At 72.8% G+C, this 13,915-nt stretch carries 17 protein-coding genes; 11 read left to right on the forward strand and 6 right to left on the reverse strand.

From position 1 onward, the window contains the following. Nucleotides 1–60 precede the first annotated feature (60 nt). The 3 genes from ACWED2_RS23865 to ACWED2_RS23875 form a co-directional block, all read right to left on the reverse strand. Entirely contained in the window at nt 61–1,398 is a 1,338-nt protein-coding gene (locus ACWED2_RS23865; RefSeq protein ID WP_449692706.1) for an MFS transporter, read from the reverse strand. Nucleotides 1,399–1,554: 156 nt separating this feature from the next. Beyond that, nucleotides 1,555–1,911, reverse strand: coding sequence for a darcynin family protein (locus ACWED2_RS23870; protein ID WP_449692707.1), 357 nt, complete (start codon nt 1,909–1,911; stop codon nt 1,555–1,557). After that, nucleotides 1,901–2,812, reverse strand: a complete 912-nt coding sequence (locus tag ACWED2_RS23875) for an NAD(P)H-binding protein (RefSeq protein ID WP_449692708.1) — start codon at nt 2,810–2,812, stop codon at nt 1,901–1,903. The genes ACWED2_RS23870 and ACWED2_RS23875 overlap by 11 nt, the downstream gene beginning before the upstream one ends. A gap of 115 nt (nt 2,813–2,927) precedes the next feature. Between ACWED2_RS23875 and ACWED2_RS23880 the strand changes: the two genes are divergently transcribed. The 7 genes from ACWED2_RS23880 (at nt 2,928) to ACWED2_RS23910 (ending at nt 7,924) form a co-directional block, all read left to right on the forward strand. After that, complete coding sequence (locus ACWED2_RS23880; protein ID WP_449692709.1) at nt 2,928–3,872, forward strand: LysR substrate-binding domain-containing protein; 945 nt, start codon at nt 2,928–2,930, stop codon at nt 3,870–3,872. Between the two features lie 40 nt (nt 3,873–3,912). Beyond that, nucleotides 3,913–4,536 (forward strand): acyl-CoA-like ligand-binding transcription factor, encoded by a 624-nt coding sequence (locus ACWED2_RS23885; RefSeq protein ID WP_449692710.1) that lies wholly within the window; start codon nt 3,913–3,915, stop codon nt 4,534–4,536. Nucleotides 4,537–4,605: 69 nt separating this feature from the next. Beyond that, on the forward strand, nt 4,606–6,129 hold the full coding sequence (locus ACWED2_RS23890) for an FAD-dependent monooxygenase (RefSeq protein WP_449692711.1): 1,524 nt from the start codon (nt 4,606–4,608) through the stop codon (nt 6,127–6,129). Between the two features lie 26 nt (nt 6,130–6,155). After that, nucleotides 6,156–6,542: a VOC family protein gene (locus ACWED2_RS23895; RefSeq protein WP_449692712.1), complete on the forward strand. Its 387-nt coding sequence runs from the start codon at nt 6,156–6,158 to the stop codon at nt 6,540–6,542. Continuing rightward, nucleotides 6,542–6,862 carry an ArsR/SmtB family transcription factor gene (locus ACWED2_RS23900; RefSeq protein ID WP_449692713.1) on the forward strand — a complete coding sequence of 107 codons (321 nt, stop codon included), beginning with the start codon at nt 6,542–6,544 and terminating at the stop codon, nt 6,860–6,862. Before ACWED2_RS23895 ends, ACWED2_RS23900 begins: the two co-directional genes overlap by 1 nt. Next, nucleotides 6,859–7,335, forward strand: coding sequence for an SRPBCC family protein (locus ACWED2_RS23905; protein ID WP_449692714.1), 477 nt, complete (start codon nt 6,859–6,861; stop codon nt 7,333–7,335). The genes ACWED2_RS23900 and ACWED2_RS23905 overlap by 4 nt, the downstream gene beginning before the upstream one ends. Further along, a complete protein-coding gene (locus ACWED2_RS23910; protein ID WP_449692715.1) occupies nt 7,313–7,924 on the forward strand; it encodes a TetR/AcrR family transcriptional regulator in 612 nt (203 codons plus the stop codon). The genes ACWED2_RS23905 and ACWED2_RS23910 overlap by 23 nt, the downstream gene beginning before the upstream one ends. Here the strand turns inward: ACWED2_RS23910 and ACWED2_RS23915 are convergent. After that, the gene (locus ACWED2_RS23915; protein WP_449692716.1) at nt 7,904–8,680 is read right to left on the reverse strand and encodes an SGNH/GDSL hydrolase family protein; all 777 of its coding nucleotides are present in this window, start codon (nt 8,678–8,680) and stop codon (nt 7,904–7,906) included. The genes ACWED2_RS23910 and ACWED2_RS23915 overlap by 21 nt on opposite strands. 109 nt (nt 8,681–8,789) lie before the next feature. Here ACWED2_RS23915 and ACWED2_RS23920 point away from each other — a divergent pair, with 109 nt between their 5' ends. The 3 genes from ACWED2_RS23920 (at nt 8,790) to ACWED2_RS23930 (ending at nt 12,138) form a co-directional block, all read left to right on the forward strand. After that, on the forward strand, nt 8,790–9,365 hold the full coding sequence (locus tag ACWED2_RS23920; RefSeq protein WP_449692717.1) for a dihydrofolate reductase family protein: 576 nt from the start codon (nt 8,790–8,792) through the stop codon (nt 9,363–9,365). A gap of 61 nt (nt 9,366–9,426) precedes the next feature. After that, nucleotides 9,427–10,101, forward strand: coding sequence for a class I SAM-dependent DNA methyltransferase (locus ACWED2_RS23925; protein ID WP_449692718.1), 675 nt, complete (start codon nt 9,427–9,429; stop codon nt 10,099–10,101). Between the two features lie 30 nt (nt 10,102–10,131). Continuing rightward, entirely contained in the window at nt 10,132–12,138 is a 2,007-nt protein-coding gene (locus ACWED2_RS23930; RefSeq protein WP_449692719.1) for a DUF1707 domain-containing protein, read from the forward strand. On the opposite strand, the gene ACWED2_RS23935 is transcribed toward ACWED2_RS23930, so the two are convergent. After that, the gene (locus tag ACWED2_RS23935; RefSeq protein WP_449692720.1) at nt 12,135–12,644 is read right to left on the reverse strand and encodes a CGNR zinc finger domain-containing protein; all 510 of its coding nucleotides are present in this window, start codon (nt 12,642–12,644) and stop codon (nt 12,135–12,137) included. The genes ACWED2_RS23930 and ACWED2_RS23935 overlap by 4 nt on opposite strands. Nucleotides 12,645–12,669: 25 nt before the next feature. Here ACWED2_RS23935 and ACWED2_RS23940 point away from each other — a divergent pair, with 25 nt between their 5' ends. Beyond that, on the forward strand, nt 12,670–12,834 hold the full coding sequence (locus ACWED2_RS23940; protein ID WP_206794992.1) for a hypothetical protein: 165 nt from the start codon (nt 12,670–12,672) through the stop codon (nt 12,832–12,834). A 4-nt stretch (nt 12,835–12,838) separates the two neighbouring features. On the opposite strand, the gene ACWED2_RS23945 is transcribed toward ACWED2_RS23940, so the two are convergent. Next, complete coding sequence (locus tag ACWED2_RS23945) at nt 12,839–13,873, reverse strand: site-specific integrase (protein ID WP_449692721.1); 1,035 nt, start codon at nt 13,871–13,873, stop codon at nt 12,839–12,841. Nucleotides 13,874–13,915 lie beyond the last annotated feature (42 nt).

A 13,915-nucleotide genomic window follows, 5' to 3' on the forward strand; every position in this document is an offset into this window, starting at 1 on the left:
AGTGGTAATTAGGGTTAGAACCCTAATTACCACTCACGACCGCCGCGGCAGACTCGGTGGTCAGGTGCGCTGGTAGACGGTGACGTCGTCGATGTCCGCCTTCGAGCGGTCCTTCAGGAAGATCACGCACAGGATCGTGACCACCGCCGCCAGGACGATGTAGCCGGAGATCGCGTACGGCGTCCCGGTCGTGTGCAGCAGCCACGTCGCCAGCAGCGGCGCCGGGCCGCCCGCGAACACCGACGCCAGCTGGTAGCCCAGCCCCGCGCCGCCGTACCGCAGGTGCGTCGGGAAGCTCTCCCCGATCAGGGCCGCCTGTGGTCCGTACTGGAGTGCGTGCGGGACGAACGACACCACGACCGCGACGAACACCAGCGCGTGGCTGCCGTGCGCCAGGATCGTGAAGTACGGGAAGGCGATCAGCCCGGTCAGCACCGCCCCGCACAGGTAGACCCGCTTGCGGCCGAAGGTGTCCGAGAGCGCCGAGAACAGCGGGATCAGCGCCAGCTCGCACGCCGCCCCGACCAGGACCGCGTTGAGCACGAACGTCTTGCTGAATTCGTGCCGCGACACGACGTAGATCAGCACGTAGCTGGTGAACAGGTAGAACGGCATCTGTTCGCTGAACCGGACACCCGCCGAGAGCAGGATCTCCCGCCAGTGGTGCCGGATCGCGTCGAGCACCGGGGTGCGGGCGGTCTGCCGGTTCTCGACGAGCTTGGCGAACATCGGCGTCTCGAGGATCTTCAACCGGATCACCAGGCCGACCCCGACGAGCACCAGGCTGAGCAGGAACGGGATCCGCCAGCCCCAGGAGTCGAACGCGTCGGGGGAGAGCGTCGCCGACAGCAGCGTCATCCCGCCGGTGCCCAGCACCAGCCCGACCGGGACGCCGATCTGCGCGAAACTGCCGAGCAGCCCGCGTTTGCGCTGGTTGCCCCACTCCATGGCGAGCAGCACCGAGCCGCTCCACTCGCCGCCGATGGCGATGCCCTGCACCAGCCGCAGCAGCACCAGGACCAGCGGCGCGGCGAACCCGATCGCCGACGTCCCGGGCAGCATCCCGACGATGCCGGAGGAAATGCCCATCAGCAGCAGCGTGACGATCAGCGTCGCCTTCCGCCCGATCCGGTCGCCCCAGTGCCCGAAGATGGCGGCCCCGACCGGCCGCGCGGCGAACCCGACCGCGTAGGTGGCGAACGACTGCATGGCGCCGGCGTAGGCGCTCGAGGCGGGGAAGAACAGGTGCGGGAAGACCAAGGCCGCCGCGGTGTTGTAGAGGAAGAAGTCGTACCACTCGATGGTCGTGCCGACGGCGCTCGCCAGCGCGGCCCGCCGTACCTGAATTCTGCTGTCCGCCGTCACCCGCTGAGTGACGCTGTTGTCTCCCAGAACCATCTCGCAACACCTCCGGTGACCGATGTCACACAACAGTGTGACGCCCGTCGACGCTTTCGGCGATCGATGACCGGTTTCTCGTCCAGTCGGTGACCGGGCACCGGCCGGCGCCACGCGGGCGGCGCCGGCCGGTCGGCACGCGGTCGGGTGCGACGATCAGGTGGCGATGGTGGCCACCGCCTCGACACCGTAGGTGCGTGCGTAGCCGTTCTCGGTGCCCACCAGCAGGTCCACGACCTCGAAGTAGCGGTCCCAGAACGGGGTTTCGCGCAGCGCGTCGATCAGCAGCCGGTAGGCGTCGTGGTCTTCGGCCTCCCAGACCCAGACGTCGGTGACCCGCGCCGAGTAGAACTCCGTGTCGTAGAAGCGCGAGCGGACGCCGTGGGTGCGCGCTTCGATCACCGGGACGATCTCGGTCTTGAAGGCGTGGATCCGCTCGGGCACGGGCAGCGCCAGCCACTCGGGCGTGGTCTTGACCAGCATGAACGCGGTGACGGTGGACTCAGCGGACATCGGCGGCCTCCGGGGCGGCGAGAACGGCGGGCTTGAGGGTCTCCGCGCACCACTGCGCGAACTCGGTACCGACCGGCGCCGAGCGAGCGAGTCCGGCGTCCAAGCCCTCGTCCTTGGCGCGCTTCATGGCGACCATGGCCTCGACGAATGCCGCGTCGAGGCCGTAGCCGAGCAGTTCTGCCCGCAGCTCGGCGAGCGGCTGGCGCCGGTAGCGGACCGGCCGGCCCAGCTCCTCGGTCATGATGCGGGCCAGGTCGTCCGGTGACAGGTCCTGCGGGCCGAGCACCGGAACGCTGTCGACGCCGGTCCAGGACCGGTCCAGCAGCAGTCCGGCCGCGGCCGCGGCGATGTCGGCGACGGCCACCAGCGGCGCCCGGCGGTCCGCGGCGACGGTGTCGGTGAAGACGCCGTCGCGCCGGATCGAGCCGGCCTCTTCCAGGAGATTCTCGAAGAACGACGGGCAGGCCAGCGCGCGGTAGGCGACGCCGGATCCGGCGATCAGGTCGTCGACGGCCAGCGTGGCGGTCACCAGCCCGGCCCGGCCGGCGTGCGGGGTACCGCGGCCGAGGGCCGAGACACCGACGACGTGGCCGACGCCGTGTTCGGCGAACGCCCGCGCGGCCGGGCGGGTGAATCCGAGGTAGGCCTGTTCGGGTGGGACCGAGCCGTCCGGCGGCACCAGCCAGAACACGGCGTCGGCCCCGGCGAAGGCGCGCTCGACGGTCGCGGCGTCGCCGTGGGAGCCGACGACCACCTCGACCCGGTCGCGCACGGGCCCGGGGAGCCGGTCCGGGTCGCGGACCACGACCCGGAGCTCTTCGCCGCGGGCGGGCGCCGCTTCGAGCAGCAAGGAGAGCAGGCGCCCGCCGATCTGGCCGGTGGGCGCGGTGATGACGATCATGGAACCTCGCGGTCTGTGTCGGATGCGGAATGACCCCTCGATCGTGCGGACCAGCACCGCATTGCCACAATGGGAACTTCAGCAAGCAATCATTGCCGGAAACGGAACAACGCTGGTGAGCGACCCACTGCCGAACCTCGACGCCAATCTCGCCGTCGCCCTCGACGCCCTGCTCACCGAGCAAAGCGTCACCCGGGCCGCCGAACGGCTGCGCACGTCACCCGCCGCGATGAGCCGCACTCTGGCCCGGCTGCGCCGGGTGCTCCAGGACCCGCTGCTGGTGCGGGCGGGTCAGGCGATGGTGCCGACGCCCCGCGCCGAGGCGCTGCGGGACGAAGCAGCCGCGGTGGTGCGCGGGCTGGCCGCGCTGCTGACCCCGGGTGGCGGGATCGACCCCGCCGCCCTGCGGCGCACCTTCACCGTCCAGGCCGCCGATGTGGTCGGCGTCGCGGTGGTGCCGGGGCTGCTCGAGCTGGCCCGGCGCGAGGCTCCGGGCGTCTCGCTGCGGGTGCTGGCCGAGGAGTGGGAGGCCGGTCCCGCCCTGCGCGACGGCCGGATCGACCTGGAGCTCGGCAACATCGGCCACGCCGATCCGGAAACCCGGGTGGAAGACCTGGTCACCCTGCGGATGGCGGCCGGCGTCCGCGCCGGGCACCCGCTCACCGACGGCGCACTGACACCCGCCAGGCTGGCCGCGGCGGAGCACGTGGCGGTCAGCCGTCGCGGCCGCTTCGCCGGCCCGCTGGACACCGCCTTGGCCGAACACGGGCTCACCCGCCGGGTCGGCGCCGTGCTGCCCGGGCACCTGGCGGCGATGGCGCTGGCCGCCGCCGGGGACGTGGTCTGCCTGGTCCCGGCCGCCCTGCCTGGTGCGCCTCCGTCGCCCCTCGCCGACGTGGCGCACGCACTGGGACTGCGCCTGCTGGACATCCCGCTGCCGCTGCCACCCCTGAAGATCGGCATGGCCTGGCACCCGCGGCACGCCGCCGATGGCGGCCACCAGTGGCTGCGCGACGCCGTGCGCCGGGTCCTGCGACCCCCACACAAACTTGCCGACTGAGCAAGTTTGCAGATTCGGCAGTTTTCGGTACGGTGGCTTCATGGACACCGACCGCGCCGGCCTTCGTGATCGCAAGAAGCAGCAAACGCGCATCGCGCTGAGCTGGGCGGCGATCCGGCTGACGGTCGAACGCGGCTTCGACAACGTCCGGATCGAAGACATCGCCGCCGAGGCCGGGGTGTCCACCCGGACCTTCAGCAACTACTTCGGCAGCAAGGGCGAGGCGATCGTCGCCCGGCACCACGACCGGGCCCGTGCCATCGCCGCCGAGCTGCGGAAACGGCCGGCCGGCGAACCGATCTGGGACGCCATCACCGGCGCCGCGCTCGACGGGTTCGCGCTCGGGGAACCCGTGCCCGACGGCAAGCCCGCCGACCGGAGCTGGGTCGAAGGGCTGCGGCTGATGGTCGCCGAACCCACCCTGCAGGGCGAGTTCCAGAAGGCCGGCGCGGCCGCCGAAGCCGAGTTCGCGCTCGCCGTCGCCGAGCGCACCGGCACCGACGCCACCCGGGACGTCTACCCGCGGCTCGTCGCGGGGGTCGTCGGCGCCGCACTCAACGTCGTCACCCAGCAGTGGCTCGTCGCCGAGCCGCGGCCGTCCCTCGAAGACGTCCTGCGGGACGTCTTCGGCCGGCTCGCCGCCGGCCTGCCCGAACCCCGCTAGACCAACCCGTCCGAAGAGCGCCCGCACACCGGGCTGCTTCGCCCTGCCAAAAAAAAGGGGAATTCCGCCATGGAAGACGTCGTCATCGCCGGAGCCGGTCCGAACGGCCTCATGCTCGCCTGCGAACTCGCCCTCGCCGGCGTCCGCCCGGTGGTGCTGGAACGGCTGCCCGAGCCCACCACCGAAAACCGCGCGAACGGCCTCGTCGGCCAGGTCGTCCGCCTCCTCGACCGGCGCGGCCTGCACGAGCGCCTCGCCGGTCCGATCGGCCCGCCCACACCGGCGTTCGTCTTCGGCGCGATGCGCCTGGACCTCACCCTCGCCGAGCACAACCCGCTGAACATCCTCGGCGTTCCGCAGCGCCGCGTCGAAGCGATGTTGAACGAACGTGCCGCCGAACTCGGCGTCGAAGTCCGCCGCGGCCACGAACTCACCGGCCTCGCCCAGGACGCCGACGCGGTCACCCTCGAGGTCACCGGGCCCGACGGCCCGTACCGGCTGCGGACCCGGTACCACGTCGGCGCCGACGGCGGCCGCAGCGTCACCCGCAAGCTCGCCGGCATCGGCTTCCCCGGCGTCACCGAAGACCGCACGCTCTCCCACACCGTGCACGCCACCGTGCCCGCGGGGTTCGCCGACCCGGAATCGGGCGGCCTGCGCATCCCCGGCCACGGTGTCGTCCCGCCGTTCTTCCACTACCGCACCGAAACCGGGCTGTTCGTCTACGCGCCGTTCCCGACCGGCGCCCTGATCAGCACCATGGAGTGGACCGACGACGAAGAACCGGCCGACGAGCCGCCGATGACCCTCGGCGACCTGCGTGCGAGCGTCCGCCGCGTCCTCGGCTTCGACCTGCCCCTCGGCGAGCCCGAGGGCGACGGGCCGCACCTGCTGCGGCGGCTGCGCGGGCGCAACACCCGGCTGGCCGACAAGTTCCGCGAAGGACGGGTCCTGCTGGTCGGCGACGCCGCCCACGTCCACTCGGCGATCGGCGGCCCCGGGCTGAACCTCGGCCTGCAGGACGCCGCCGGCCTCGGCTGGAAGCTCGCCGCCACCGTGCGCGGCTGGGCGCCGCCGGGCCTGCTCGACAGCTACGAGAGCGAACGCCGCCCGGTCGCCGAGCGCGTCGTCATGCATACCCAGGCCCAGTCCGCGCTGATCAGCCCGGGCAGCGACGTCACCGCGCTGCGCGAGCTGTTCGGCGAACTCCTGCGGCTCCCGGCCACCGTGCAGCACCTCGCCGACCTGATGTCCGGCGCCGACGTCCGGTACGAGCCGGGCACCGACCACCCGCTCGACGGCCGCTGGGCGCCGGACCTCGTGCTCGCCGACGGCACCCGGCTCGCCGAGCTGACCACCACGGCCCGGCCCCTGCTGCTGGACTTCACCGGCTCGCTCGGAGACGAACTGCGCGGCTGGACCGACCGGGTGGACCTCGTCGCCGGTCACGCGGAAGGTGCCGCGACCGCGCTGCTCGTCCGGCCCGACGGGTACGTCGCCTGGGCGACCGGTTCGGCGGAGCCGGACGACACCGAGCGCAAGACCCTGCGCGCGGCCCTGGAGCGGTGGTTCGGTCACCCCCTTGACGCGTAGGAAATCTCCTACGTATTGTCGCCGGCATGACGATCACCCACGTGCAGTTCCTGACCCTGCCGGTCGCCGATCACGCCCGCGCGCGGGACTTCTACGTCGGCAAGCTCGGGTTCGAAGCGCTCGTCGACCGTCGCACGCCCGGAGGCGGCCGGTTCGTGATGGTCGCGCCGAAGGGCGCGAAGACCGGGGTGGTGCTCACCGACCAGCCGGTCACCGGGATCGAGCCGGGGCCGCGGCACTTCCAGCTGCAGACCACCGACGTCGACGCCGATGTCGCCGCACTGCGGGCGGCCGGGGTCGACGTCGCCGATCCGCAGCCACAGCCGTGGGGCCGGGCGACGTCGTTCAAGGACGTCGACGGCCACACCGTCGGCCTGCTCGAGCCGTCGGACTTCGGCGCCGTGCCGCGCTGATGCCGGTCAACGACGACGTCTTCGCCGCGCTCGCCAGCCCGGCGCGGCGCGAAGTGCTGCGGTTGCTGCTCGACGGCCCGATGGCCGCCGGCTCGATCGCGCAGCGGTTCGAGATGGCCCGGCCCAGCCTTTCGGAGCACCTGCGGGTGCTGCGCGAGGCGGGCCTGGTCACCGAGCAGCGCCAGGGCCGCCACCGCGTCTACCGCCTCGACCCGGCGCCGCTGGAACAGGTCGCGGACTGGCTGACCCCGTACGAGCGCTTCTGGCGCACCAAGCTCGCCAACCTGCGTGACCTGCTGGACGAAGAGGAAGACCTGTGACCGACGACGACCCGAGGGCGATCCACGTCGACCAGTTCCTCGCCCACCCGGCCCGCAAGGTGTGGCGCGCGCTGACCGAACCGGACCTGCTGGAACGCTGGCTCGACATGCCCAACGACATCAAACCCGTGGTGGGGCACCGGTTCGAGCTGCTGGCCGAGCCGGTGCCCGCGGCCGGGTTCGCCGGCGGCCCGGTGGCCTGCGAAGTCCTCGAAGTCGAGCCCGAGCGCAAGCTCAGCATCCGCTGGGGTCCGCAGTGGACGGTGACCTGGCGGCTCGAGCCGGAAGGCACCGGCACCCGGCTGTTCCTCAGCCACGAGGGATTCGACCCGGACGACGAGTTCCAGCGCGTCGCCCGCCGGATCATGGGCGGCGGCTGGCGCTCCCACGTGCCGCGGGCGCTGGCCCGGCTGCTGGACTCGCTGCCGGGCCAGCGCCCGTTACGATCGGATGGTGACCCCCGCCGCCGCTGATCCGCACCTGCCGAAACCGCTGCGCGCCGACGCCCGGCGCAACCGGGCGCGCGTGCTGGAGGCGGCCGAGAGCGTGTTCGCGGCCAAGGGCACCGGCGCGCCGACCGAGGAGGTCGCCCGGGCCGCCGGCGTCGGCATCGGCACGGTGTTCCGGCACTTCCCGACGAAGGAGGCATTGCTCGAAGCGGTGCTCTTCGCGCGGCTGAGCCGGTTCGTCGAAGAGGCCGAGACGGCCGTGGCCGCGGAGTCCGCCGACCCGGGCCACGCGTTCTTCACCTTCCTGGGCAGCTGGGTGGAGATGTCCAGCGCGAAGAACGCCTACTTCGAGGCGCTCACCGCGGCCGGGGTCACGGTGCCGGTGGCGAAGTCCGAAACCGGCGCGCGGCTGCTGGGGGCCCTCGGCGTGCTGCTTTCGCGCGCGCAGCAGGCCGGCGCGGTCCGGGACGACCTCGCCGTCGGCGAGCTGATCCCGGTGATCATCGGGGTCGCGCGGGCCGCCGAGTACGCCGGCCCGGACGCGAGCCTGCGCGACCGGGCGGTGGAAATCCTCTTCGACGGCCTGCGCCCGTCAGCGGGGGACCGGCGCTGAGTCCACCGGCGCGAGCGCCGGGCGCTTAGCGGTGAGCGTGTCGCCGGAGGACTCGCCCTTGAGCCGGCGCCGCACCCACGGCAGCGCGTGCTCCTGAGCCCACTTGAGGTTCTGGCTGCGGCGCGCGGCCGGGCTCAGCACCGCGCGCGGCGCCGGCTCCGGCCTGACCAGCGGGTGCGCCACGTCGAGCACCCGCAGCACCTCGATGGCGACCTCGGTGTGCCCGAGCTCGTTGAGGTGCAGGCGGTCCGGCGCCCAGAAGCGGCGGTCGCACAGCTGCCGCATCGACCACAGGTCCACCAGCAGCGTGTCGTGGCGGGCCGCGATACCGCGCACGAGCTCGTTGTAGATGGCCACCCGGCCGCGGATCGTGCGGAACAGCGGGTCCTCGACGCCGTCGACCCCGGTGAACAGGATGAGGCGGGCGCCGGTCGCCCGGATCCGGGCGACGGCCGTTTCGTAGTCGGCGAGCAGCGCGTCGATGTCGACCTTGGGCCGCATGAGGTCGTTGCCGCCGGCGTAGAGGGTGACGAGGTCGGGTTCCATGGCCAGCGCCGGCTCGAGCTGTTCACCGAGGACCTGCGGCAGCAGCTTGCCGCGGATGGCGAGGTTGGCGTACCGGAAGTCCGGTTCCCGCGCGGCGAGCTGTTCGGCAACGCGATCGGCCCAGCCCCGCACGCCGTTGGGGGCGGCGGGATCGTCGTCGCCGACGCCTTCGGTGAACGAGTCCCCCAGTGTCACTAAGCGCTTGCTCATGTGTCCAGTGTAGGCAGGCCCCGGAGGAAAATTCCGGAGGCCTGTCGGATCGGGGCGGGGGTGTTCGTAGCAGGGGTGAACCGCCACCGATTCCCGGCAAGGAGACACCATGACCGCCACCTACACCTTCGACGTCTTCGCCACGCTCGACGGCTTCGCCAACCACGACGGCGACTGGGGTGGCTACTGGGGCAAGCAGGGCCCGGAGCTGCTCGCCCACCGCGCCGCCGCCTACCGCGACCCGCTGCGCATGGTGCTGGGCGCCAAGACCTACACCTCGAACGCGCCCTTCCTGCGCGCCGGCTTCGACCGCAGCGGCTTCGACGAGTGGATCACGCGCATGTTCGCCGCCCCGGTGACCGTGCTTTCGAGCCGGCTGACCGAGCCGCTCGACTGGCCGGGCACGACCATCGAGCCCGGCGACCCCGTCGAGGTGGTCCGCCGGCTCAAGGCCGGCTCCGACGTGCCGCTGCGCTCGCACGGAAGCCTGACCCTCAACCGCGCGCTGCTCGACGCCGGCCTGGTCGACACCATCGAGGTGACGGTCTTCCCGGTGCTCTCCGGCAGCACCGGCGTCGACCGGGTCTTCGACGGCGTACCCGACTTCGACCTCGAACTGCTCGAGGCCCGGACCTTCGACGGCCACACGCAGGTGCTGACCTACCGGCCCACCCGGCACGGTTGAGCCGATTCCGCCGGCCGCAAAATCGGTGGCCCACCGCACCCCGGGCCGGTACCACGGGGAGGTGACCTCCTACGACGCCATCGCCGACTGGTACGAAACGACGCTCGTCCCCGGCTGGCGGGAGGATCCGCTGGAGTTCGGGCCGCTGCTGCGGGACCTCCTCGGGCCGGGCACGGGACCGTGCCTCGAACTGGGCTGCGGCACCGGCGCCCACGCCGGGCGGATCCGGCAGCTCGGCCGCATCCCGCTCGGTGTCGACGTCTCCGCCGGGATGCTGCGGCACGCGGCGGCGCGCTTGCCGGTCGTGCGCGGTGATGCCACCGCGCTGCCGATCGCCACCGGCGCGCTGCCCGCCGTCGTCGCGATCATGGTCCACACCGACATGCCCGCCTACCCGGCCGTGCTGCGTGAAGCGGCCCGGGTGCTCGCGCCCGGCGGCGTGTTCGTGCACGTCGGCGTGCACCCGTGTTTCTGCGGCGGGTTCGCCGACCGCACCGACGGCCGCGCCGTCGTCATCCGGCCCGGCTACCGCGAGCCCGGCTGGACCATGGAGTCGTGGACCGATCAGGGGCTGCGGGACAAGGTCGGCGCGACGCACCGGCCGCTGCCCGCGCTGCTGGGCGCGGTCCTCGAGGCGGGTCTGGTGTTCGAGCGGTTCGCCGAAGGCGGCGCGCCCACGCCGACGGTGTTCGCTTGGCGGGCGCGAAAGCCGTCGGCCGAAAGCACTAACCGCTGACCGGTTTGCCGGGCTCGCTATTCTCCCGCGATGACTGGGGAAGTCCGAATCGGTGATCAAGTCCGCGCGGCGGCCGTCCGCACGCTGGAGATGGCGTTGCGCGAGGGCCGGCTCGATCTGGCCGAGTACGAACGGCGGCTGGTGGTCGTCCAGGCCGCCAAGGTCCGGAAGGATCTCAGGCCGGCCGTGGCCGATCTGCCCGACGGTTCCGGCCGGACCGGACCGGGCCTGCGGATCACCGCCGCGGACCGGGAACGAGCGCTGGCCCAGCTGGCCGGCGCCCTGACCGACGGTCGCCTGGAGACACGCGCCTACGCCGATGCCGAGCAGCTGCTGAACCGCGCTGTCACGTACTCGGACCTCGACGCGGTCGTCGGCAACCTGGACGCCAAGGCGAGTCACACCGAGCGCGACCAGGCCATCGCCCGCATCGAGGCCGCGGTCGCCGGCGGACTGCTGGACCCGGCCGAGCAACACGACCGCGTGGCCGCGGTCCGGCGGGCGACCACCGACGCGCAGCTGGCCGCGCTGGTGGCCGACCTGCCCGCCGGTGCGGGTTCGGCCCGGTCACCGCGAGCCTCGAACGCCGACCGGGAAGCCGTGGTCGCGCACCTGCACGACGCCGTCGAGGCGGGGGTACTGGACCTGCCGGAGTTCGACGAGCGGGTGCGCGCGGTGTACGCGGCGCGGTTGCGTGACGAGCTGACGAGGCTGGTGGCGGACTTGCCCGGACCGGCCCCGGAACCGCCTCCGCTGACCGCGCTGCCGCCGGCGCCGCCGGTCGACCTGCCCGCACGGAAGCCGCCGTCGTTCGAGACTGCGATGGCCACGGCCAAGATCGCGGCCTTCGGCTGGTTCGTCATGATCGGCTTGGTGATCGTCTTCGGGATAGCGGGGCTGACCGCGCTCGCCATCGTGTTCGGAGCGGTGTCGGCGATCGCGTTCGTCGGAATCCTGGTGTGGGCCAAGCGCACCACCACGGCGGCCATCGCCGCGGAAAGCGCGGCCAATGCCGACATCCGGTTCCCGCCGCTGCCCGCCGAACCGCAGTGGGTCGACGTGGACCCGGCCGAATGGCGGCCGCGGGAGCGGGCTCTCGGCGAGCACAAGGGCGGCCTGGCGTCGATCGCGACCCTGGTCCTGCCCGACGGCACCCCGGTGGCGATCACCGGCGGCCGGGACAACACGGCCCGGGCGTGGAACCTGACCGACGACTCGCTGCGGCACACCCTTGCCGGCCACACCCACGACGTGGTCGGCATCGCGGCGATGGTGCTGCCCGACGGTGTCCCGGTCGCGGTGACCGTCAGCACGGACCGCACCGCGCGCGTGTGGGATCTCCGCGACGGGTCGCAGCGCGGCGCACCGGTGAAGCTGCGGTACGAGCCGACGGGGGTGGCGTGCCTGTCGCTGCCCGACGGCACCCCGGTCGCGGTCGTCCACAACCCGTACAAAGCGATCCAGCTCTGCGACCTGCGGGACAACCGGATCCTCCGGAAGATCGACCCCGACGAGATCGACCCCGACGCCCATGACGGCCTCGTCAACGGGGTCTTCCCCGCGGTGCTGCCCGACGGCACCCCGGCCGTGCTGGCCACCGACTGGGAAGGTCCGATCACGGCGTTGGACCTGACGAACGGGAAGATCCGGTTCCGGCTGCGCGGCCACACCGATTCCGTGCAGTCGATGCACACCGTGGTGCTGCCCGACGGCACTCCGGTCGCCGTGTCCGCGAGCGGGGACAAGACGATCCGCATCTGGGACCTGAAGCGGCGCACCCTGCTTCGCACCATCTCCGGCTTGCTCAGCCCGCCGGACACGATGACGTGCACGTCGCTGCCGGACGGCACGCCGGTCGCGATCACCTGCGACTGGGCCCTGGAGAGCGCGAAGGTGTGGGACCTGTGCGACGGCTCCGAACTGCCGTACCGGCTGGGGCTGTGCGGCGAAGTGCTCGGCGCACTGGCGCTGCCGGGCCGCACTCTGGTCCTGGGGCGGGGCGAGGACGGCAACACGGCCGTCCGCGAGCTGTCCTAGGCGCTGACCTGCCGGGCCCGGTGCTCGGCCACGTGCACCCGAGTCGCGCACCGGGTCGAGCAGAACCGCCGGCGGCCGTTGCGCGAGGTGTCGACGTACGCCGTTTCGCAGCCTTCGCGGCTGCAGATGCCCAGGCGGTCCGGGGCCTCGCACACCAGGTGGGCCAGCCCGCCCGCGGTGTACGCGCGGACCCGGCCGACCGGGCCCGCGTCCTCGGCCGAATAGTGCAGGTGGGGTGGCTTGCCGTCGTGGGTGGTGATGTACGGCCGGCACGCCGCTTCGGCCAGCAGCTCGTTGACCAGGTCCGGGCGTTCGGCGGCGCCGGCGGCGAACACCGGCCGCAACCGGCCGGCCCACGCGCCGATCAGGGCCGCTTCGCCGTCGGTGAGGGCGTCGATGGCCATGCCGTTGCGGACCATCCCGCCGAGCAGCTCGCTCGCGGAACCGGCGTTGACCAGGTCGGCGGCCACCAGCGCGGCCGGGCCGCCGTAAGGGTTGAAGTGCACTGAGCCATTACAGCACGATCGGGGCATGGACCGGAACCGTTGCCCCCGCTGCGGCTGGCCGCTCGCCGAACTTCCGGCGGCCGCGGCGCAGCCCGTCACCCACCGCCTCGACTACGTGCGCTGCGTCTGCGGCAGCTGGCTCGCCCGGTTGGACGGCGAAGTCGTCGGCGCCACCCGATCGGCGCCCTGACGCATCAGAGGTCGAGTGCGCCCGCCGCGTTGTCGTTCCACTGGTCGACGCGGCGGATGTACTCGTACAGCGCCCGGCTGCCGCGCACCCAGCGGCCCTGATCGGCGATCGCGAGGTCGTCGGCTCCCGCCCGCCGCGCCTCGGTGGCGAAGCCGGACCGCAGCGAGTGCCCGGTCACCGGGTATGGCAGGCCCGCGCGGACGCCCGCCCGGGTGAGGATCTGGTTGACGCCGGTCGTGCTCAACGCGGGCTCGCCGACGTTGCCGTGCCGGTCGACGCGGCGGAACGCCGGCCCTTCGGTGATCCCCGCGCCGGACCGCCACGCGTGCCACGCCCGAACCGGATCGGTGTCGGCGTTCTCGCGCCGCGGGACGACCATGTCGCCGGTGCTCTTGCCGTGCCGGACGGTCACCGACAGCCCCCGGTCGTCGACCGGCTGCACGTCGGTGACCAGCAGGTTCGCCAGGTCGGAGCAGCGCGCGGCGATCGGGAAGCCGATCAGCAGCATCGCCCGGTCCCGCGCGCCGGCCAGGGTGTCCGGGCACGCGCGCGACATCGCCCGCAGGTCGGCGAGGGTGACCATGGTGGCCTTGCCGCGGCCGCGCTGGATCCCCTCCCGGGCCAGCCGCTGCCGGTACCCCTTCAGCGCGCGCCAGGCGGCGCGGCTGGCTTCGGGATCGACGGGGACCTTGTGGTGGCGCAGCCCGGCGAGCGCGCCGGTGAGCCGCCGCTCGATCGTCGAGGGCGCCGCCGGGGCGGCCCGTTCGGGGACCTCGGGCACGGCCCGTTCGTCCGGCCGCAGCGTGCGGCCGCGTTCCAGCCACACGACGAACCCGGTGAGGGCACCGATCGTCGCCGACAGCGGCGGGATCCCGGCTTCGGCGGTGTAGTCCTGCCAGACCTGCCAGTCCTGGGCGTAGGCCTTGAGCGTGTTGGGCGGCCGCTGCTCGTCGACGTGCCGGGCGGCGGCCTCGTCCAGCAACGCGAGCCGTTCGTGGGCGCTCAGCGCGGTGTCGGTCACCGGTTCCAGGTCGGGCACGCGCCGAGGTTACGGGATCTCGGTAGGTTCACCTGTCGATCC

Source organism: Amycolatopsis sp. NPDC005003, assembly GCF_053600695.1.

What these genes read in the sequence shown, in the direction of transcription:
- ACWED2_RS23910 (WP_449692715.1), top strand. Translation starts at nt 7,313, where the DNA reads ATGGTGACCCCCGCCGCCGCTGATCCGCACCTGCCGAAACCGCTGCGC.
- ACWED2_RS23865 (WP_449692706.1), bottom strand. Translation starts at nt 1,398, where the DNA reads ATGGTTCTGGGAGACAACAGCGTCACTCAGCGGGTGACGGCGGACAGC.
- ACWED2_RS23885 (WP_449692710.1), top strand. Translation starts at nt 3,913, where the DNA reads ATGGACACCGACCGCGCCGGCCTTCGTGATCGCAAGAAGCAGCAAACG.
- ACWED2_RS23870 (WP_449692707.1), bottom strand. Translation starts at nt 1,911, where the DNA reads ATGTCCGCTGAGTCCACCGTCACCGCGTTCATGCTGGTCAAGACCACG.
- ACWED2_RS23895 (WP_449692712.1), top strand. Translation starts at nt 6,156, where the DNA reads ATGACGATCACCCACGTGCAGTTCCTGACCCTGCCGGTCGCCGATCAC.
- ACWED2_RS23875 (WP_449692708.1), bottom strand. Translation starts at nt 2,812, where the DNA reads ATGATCGTCATCACCGCGCCCACCGGCCAGATCGGCGGGCGCCTGCTC.
- ACWED2_RS23915 (WP_449692716.1), bottom strand. Translation starts at nt 8,680, where the DNA reads ATGAGCAAGCGCTTAGTGACACTGGGGGACTCGTTCACCGAAGGCGTC.
- ACWED2_RS23920 (WP_449692717.1), top strand. Translation starts at nt 8,790, where the DNA reads ATGACCGCCACCTACACCTTCGACGTCTTCGCCACGCTCGACGGCTTC.
- ACWED2_RS23900 (WP_449692713.1), top strand. Translation starts at nt 6,542, where the DNA reads ATGCCGGTCAACGACGACGTCTTCGCCGCGCTCGCCAGCCCGGCGCGG.
- ACWED2_RS23890 (WP_449692711.1), top strand. Translation starts at nt 4,606, where the DNA reads ATGGAAGACGTCGTCATCGCCGGAGCCGGTCCGAACGGCCTCATGCTC.
- ACWED2_RS23940 (WP_206794992.1), top strand. Translation starts at nt 12,670, where the DNA reads ATGGACCGGAACCGTTGCCCCCGCTGCGGCTGGCCGCTCGCCGAACTT.
- ACWED2_RS23930 (WP_449692719.1), top strand. Translation starts at nt 10,132, where the DNA reads ATGACTGGGGAAGTCCGAATCGGTGATCAAGTCCGCGCGGCGGCCGTC.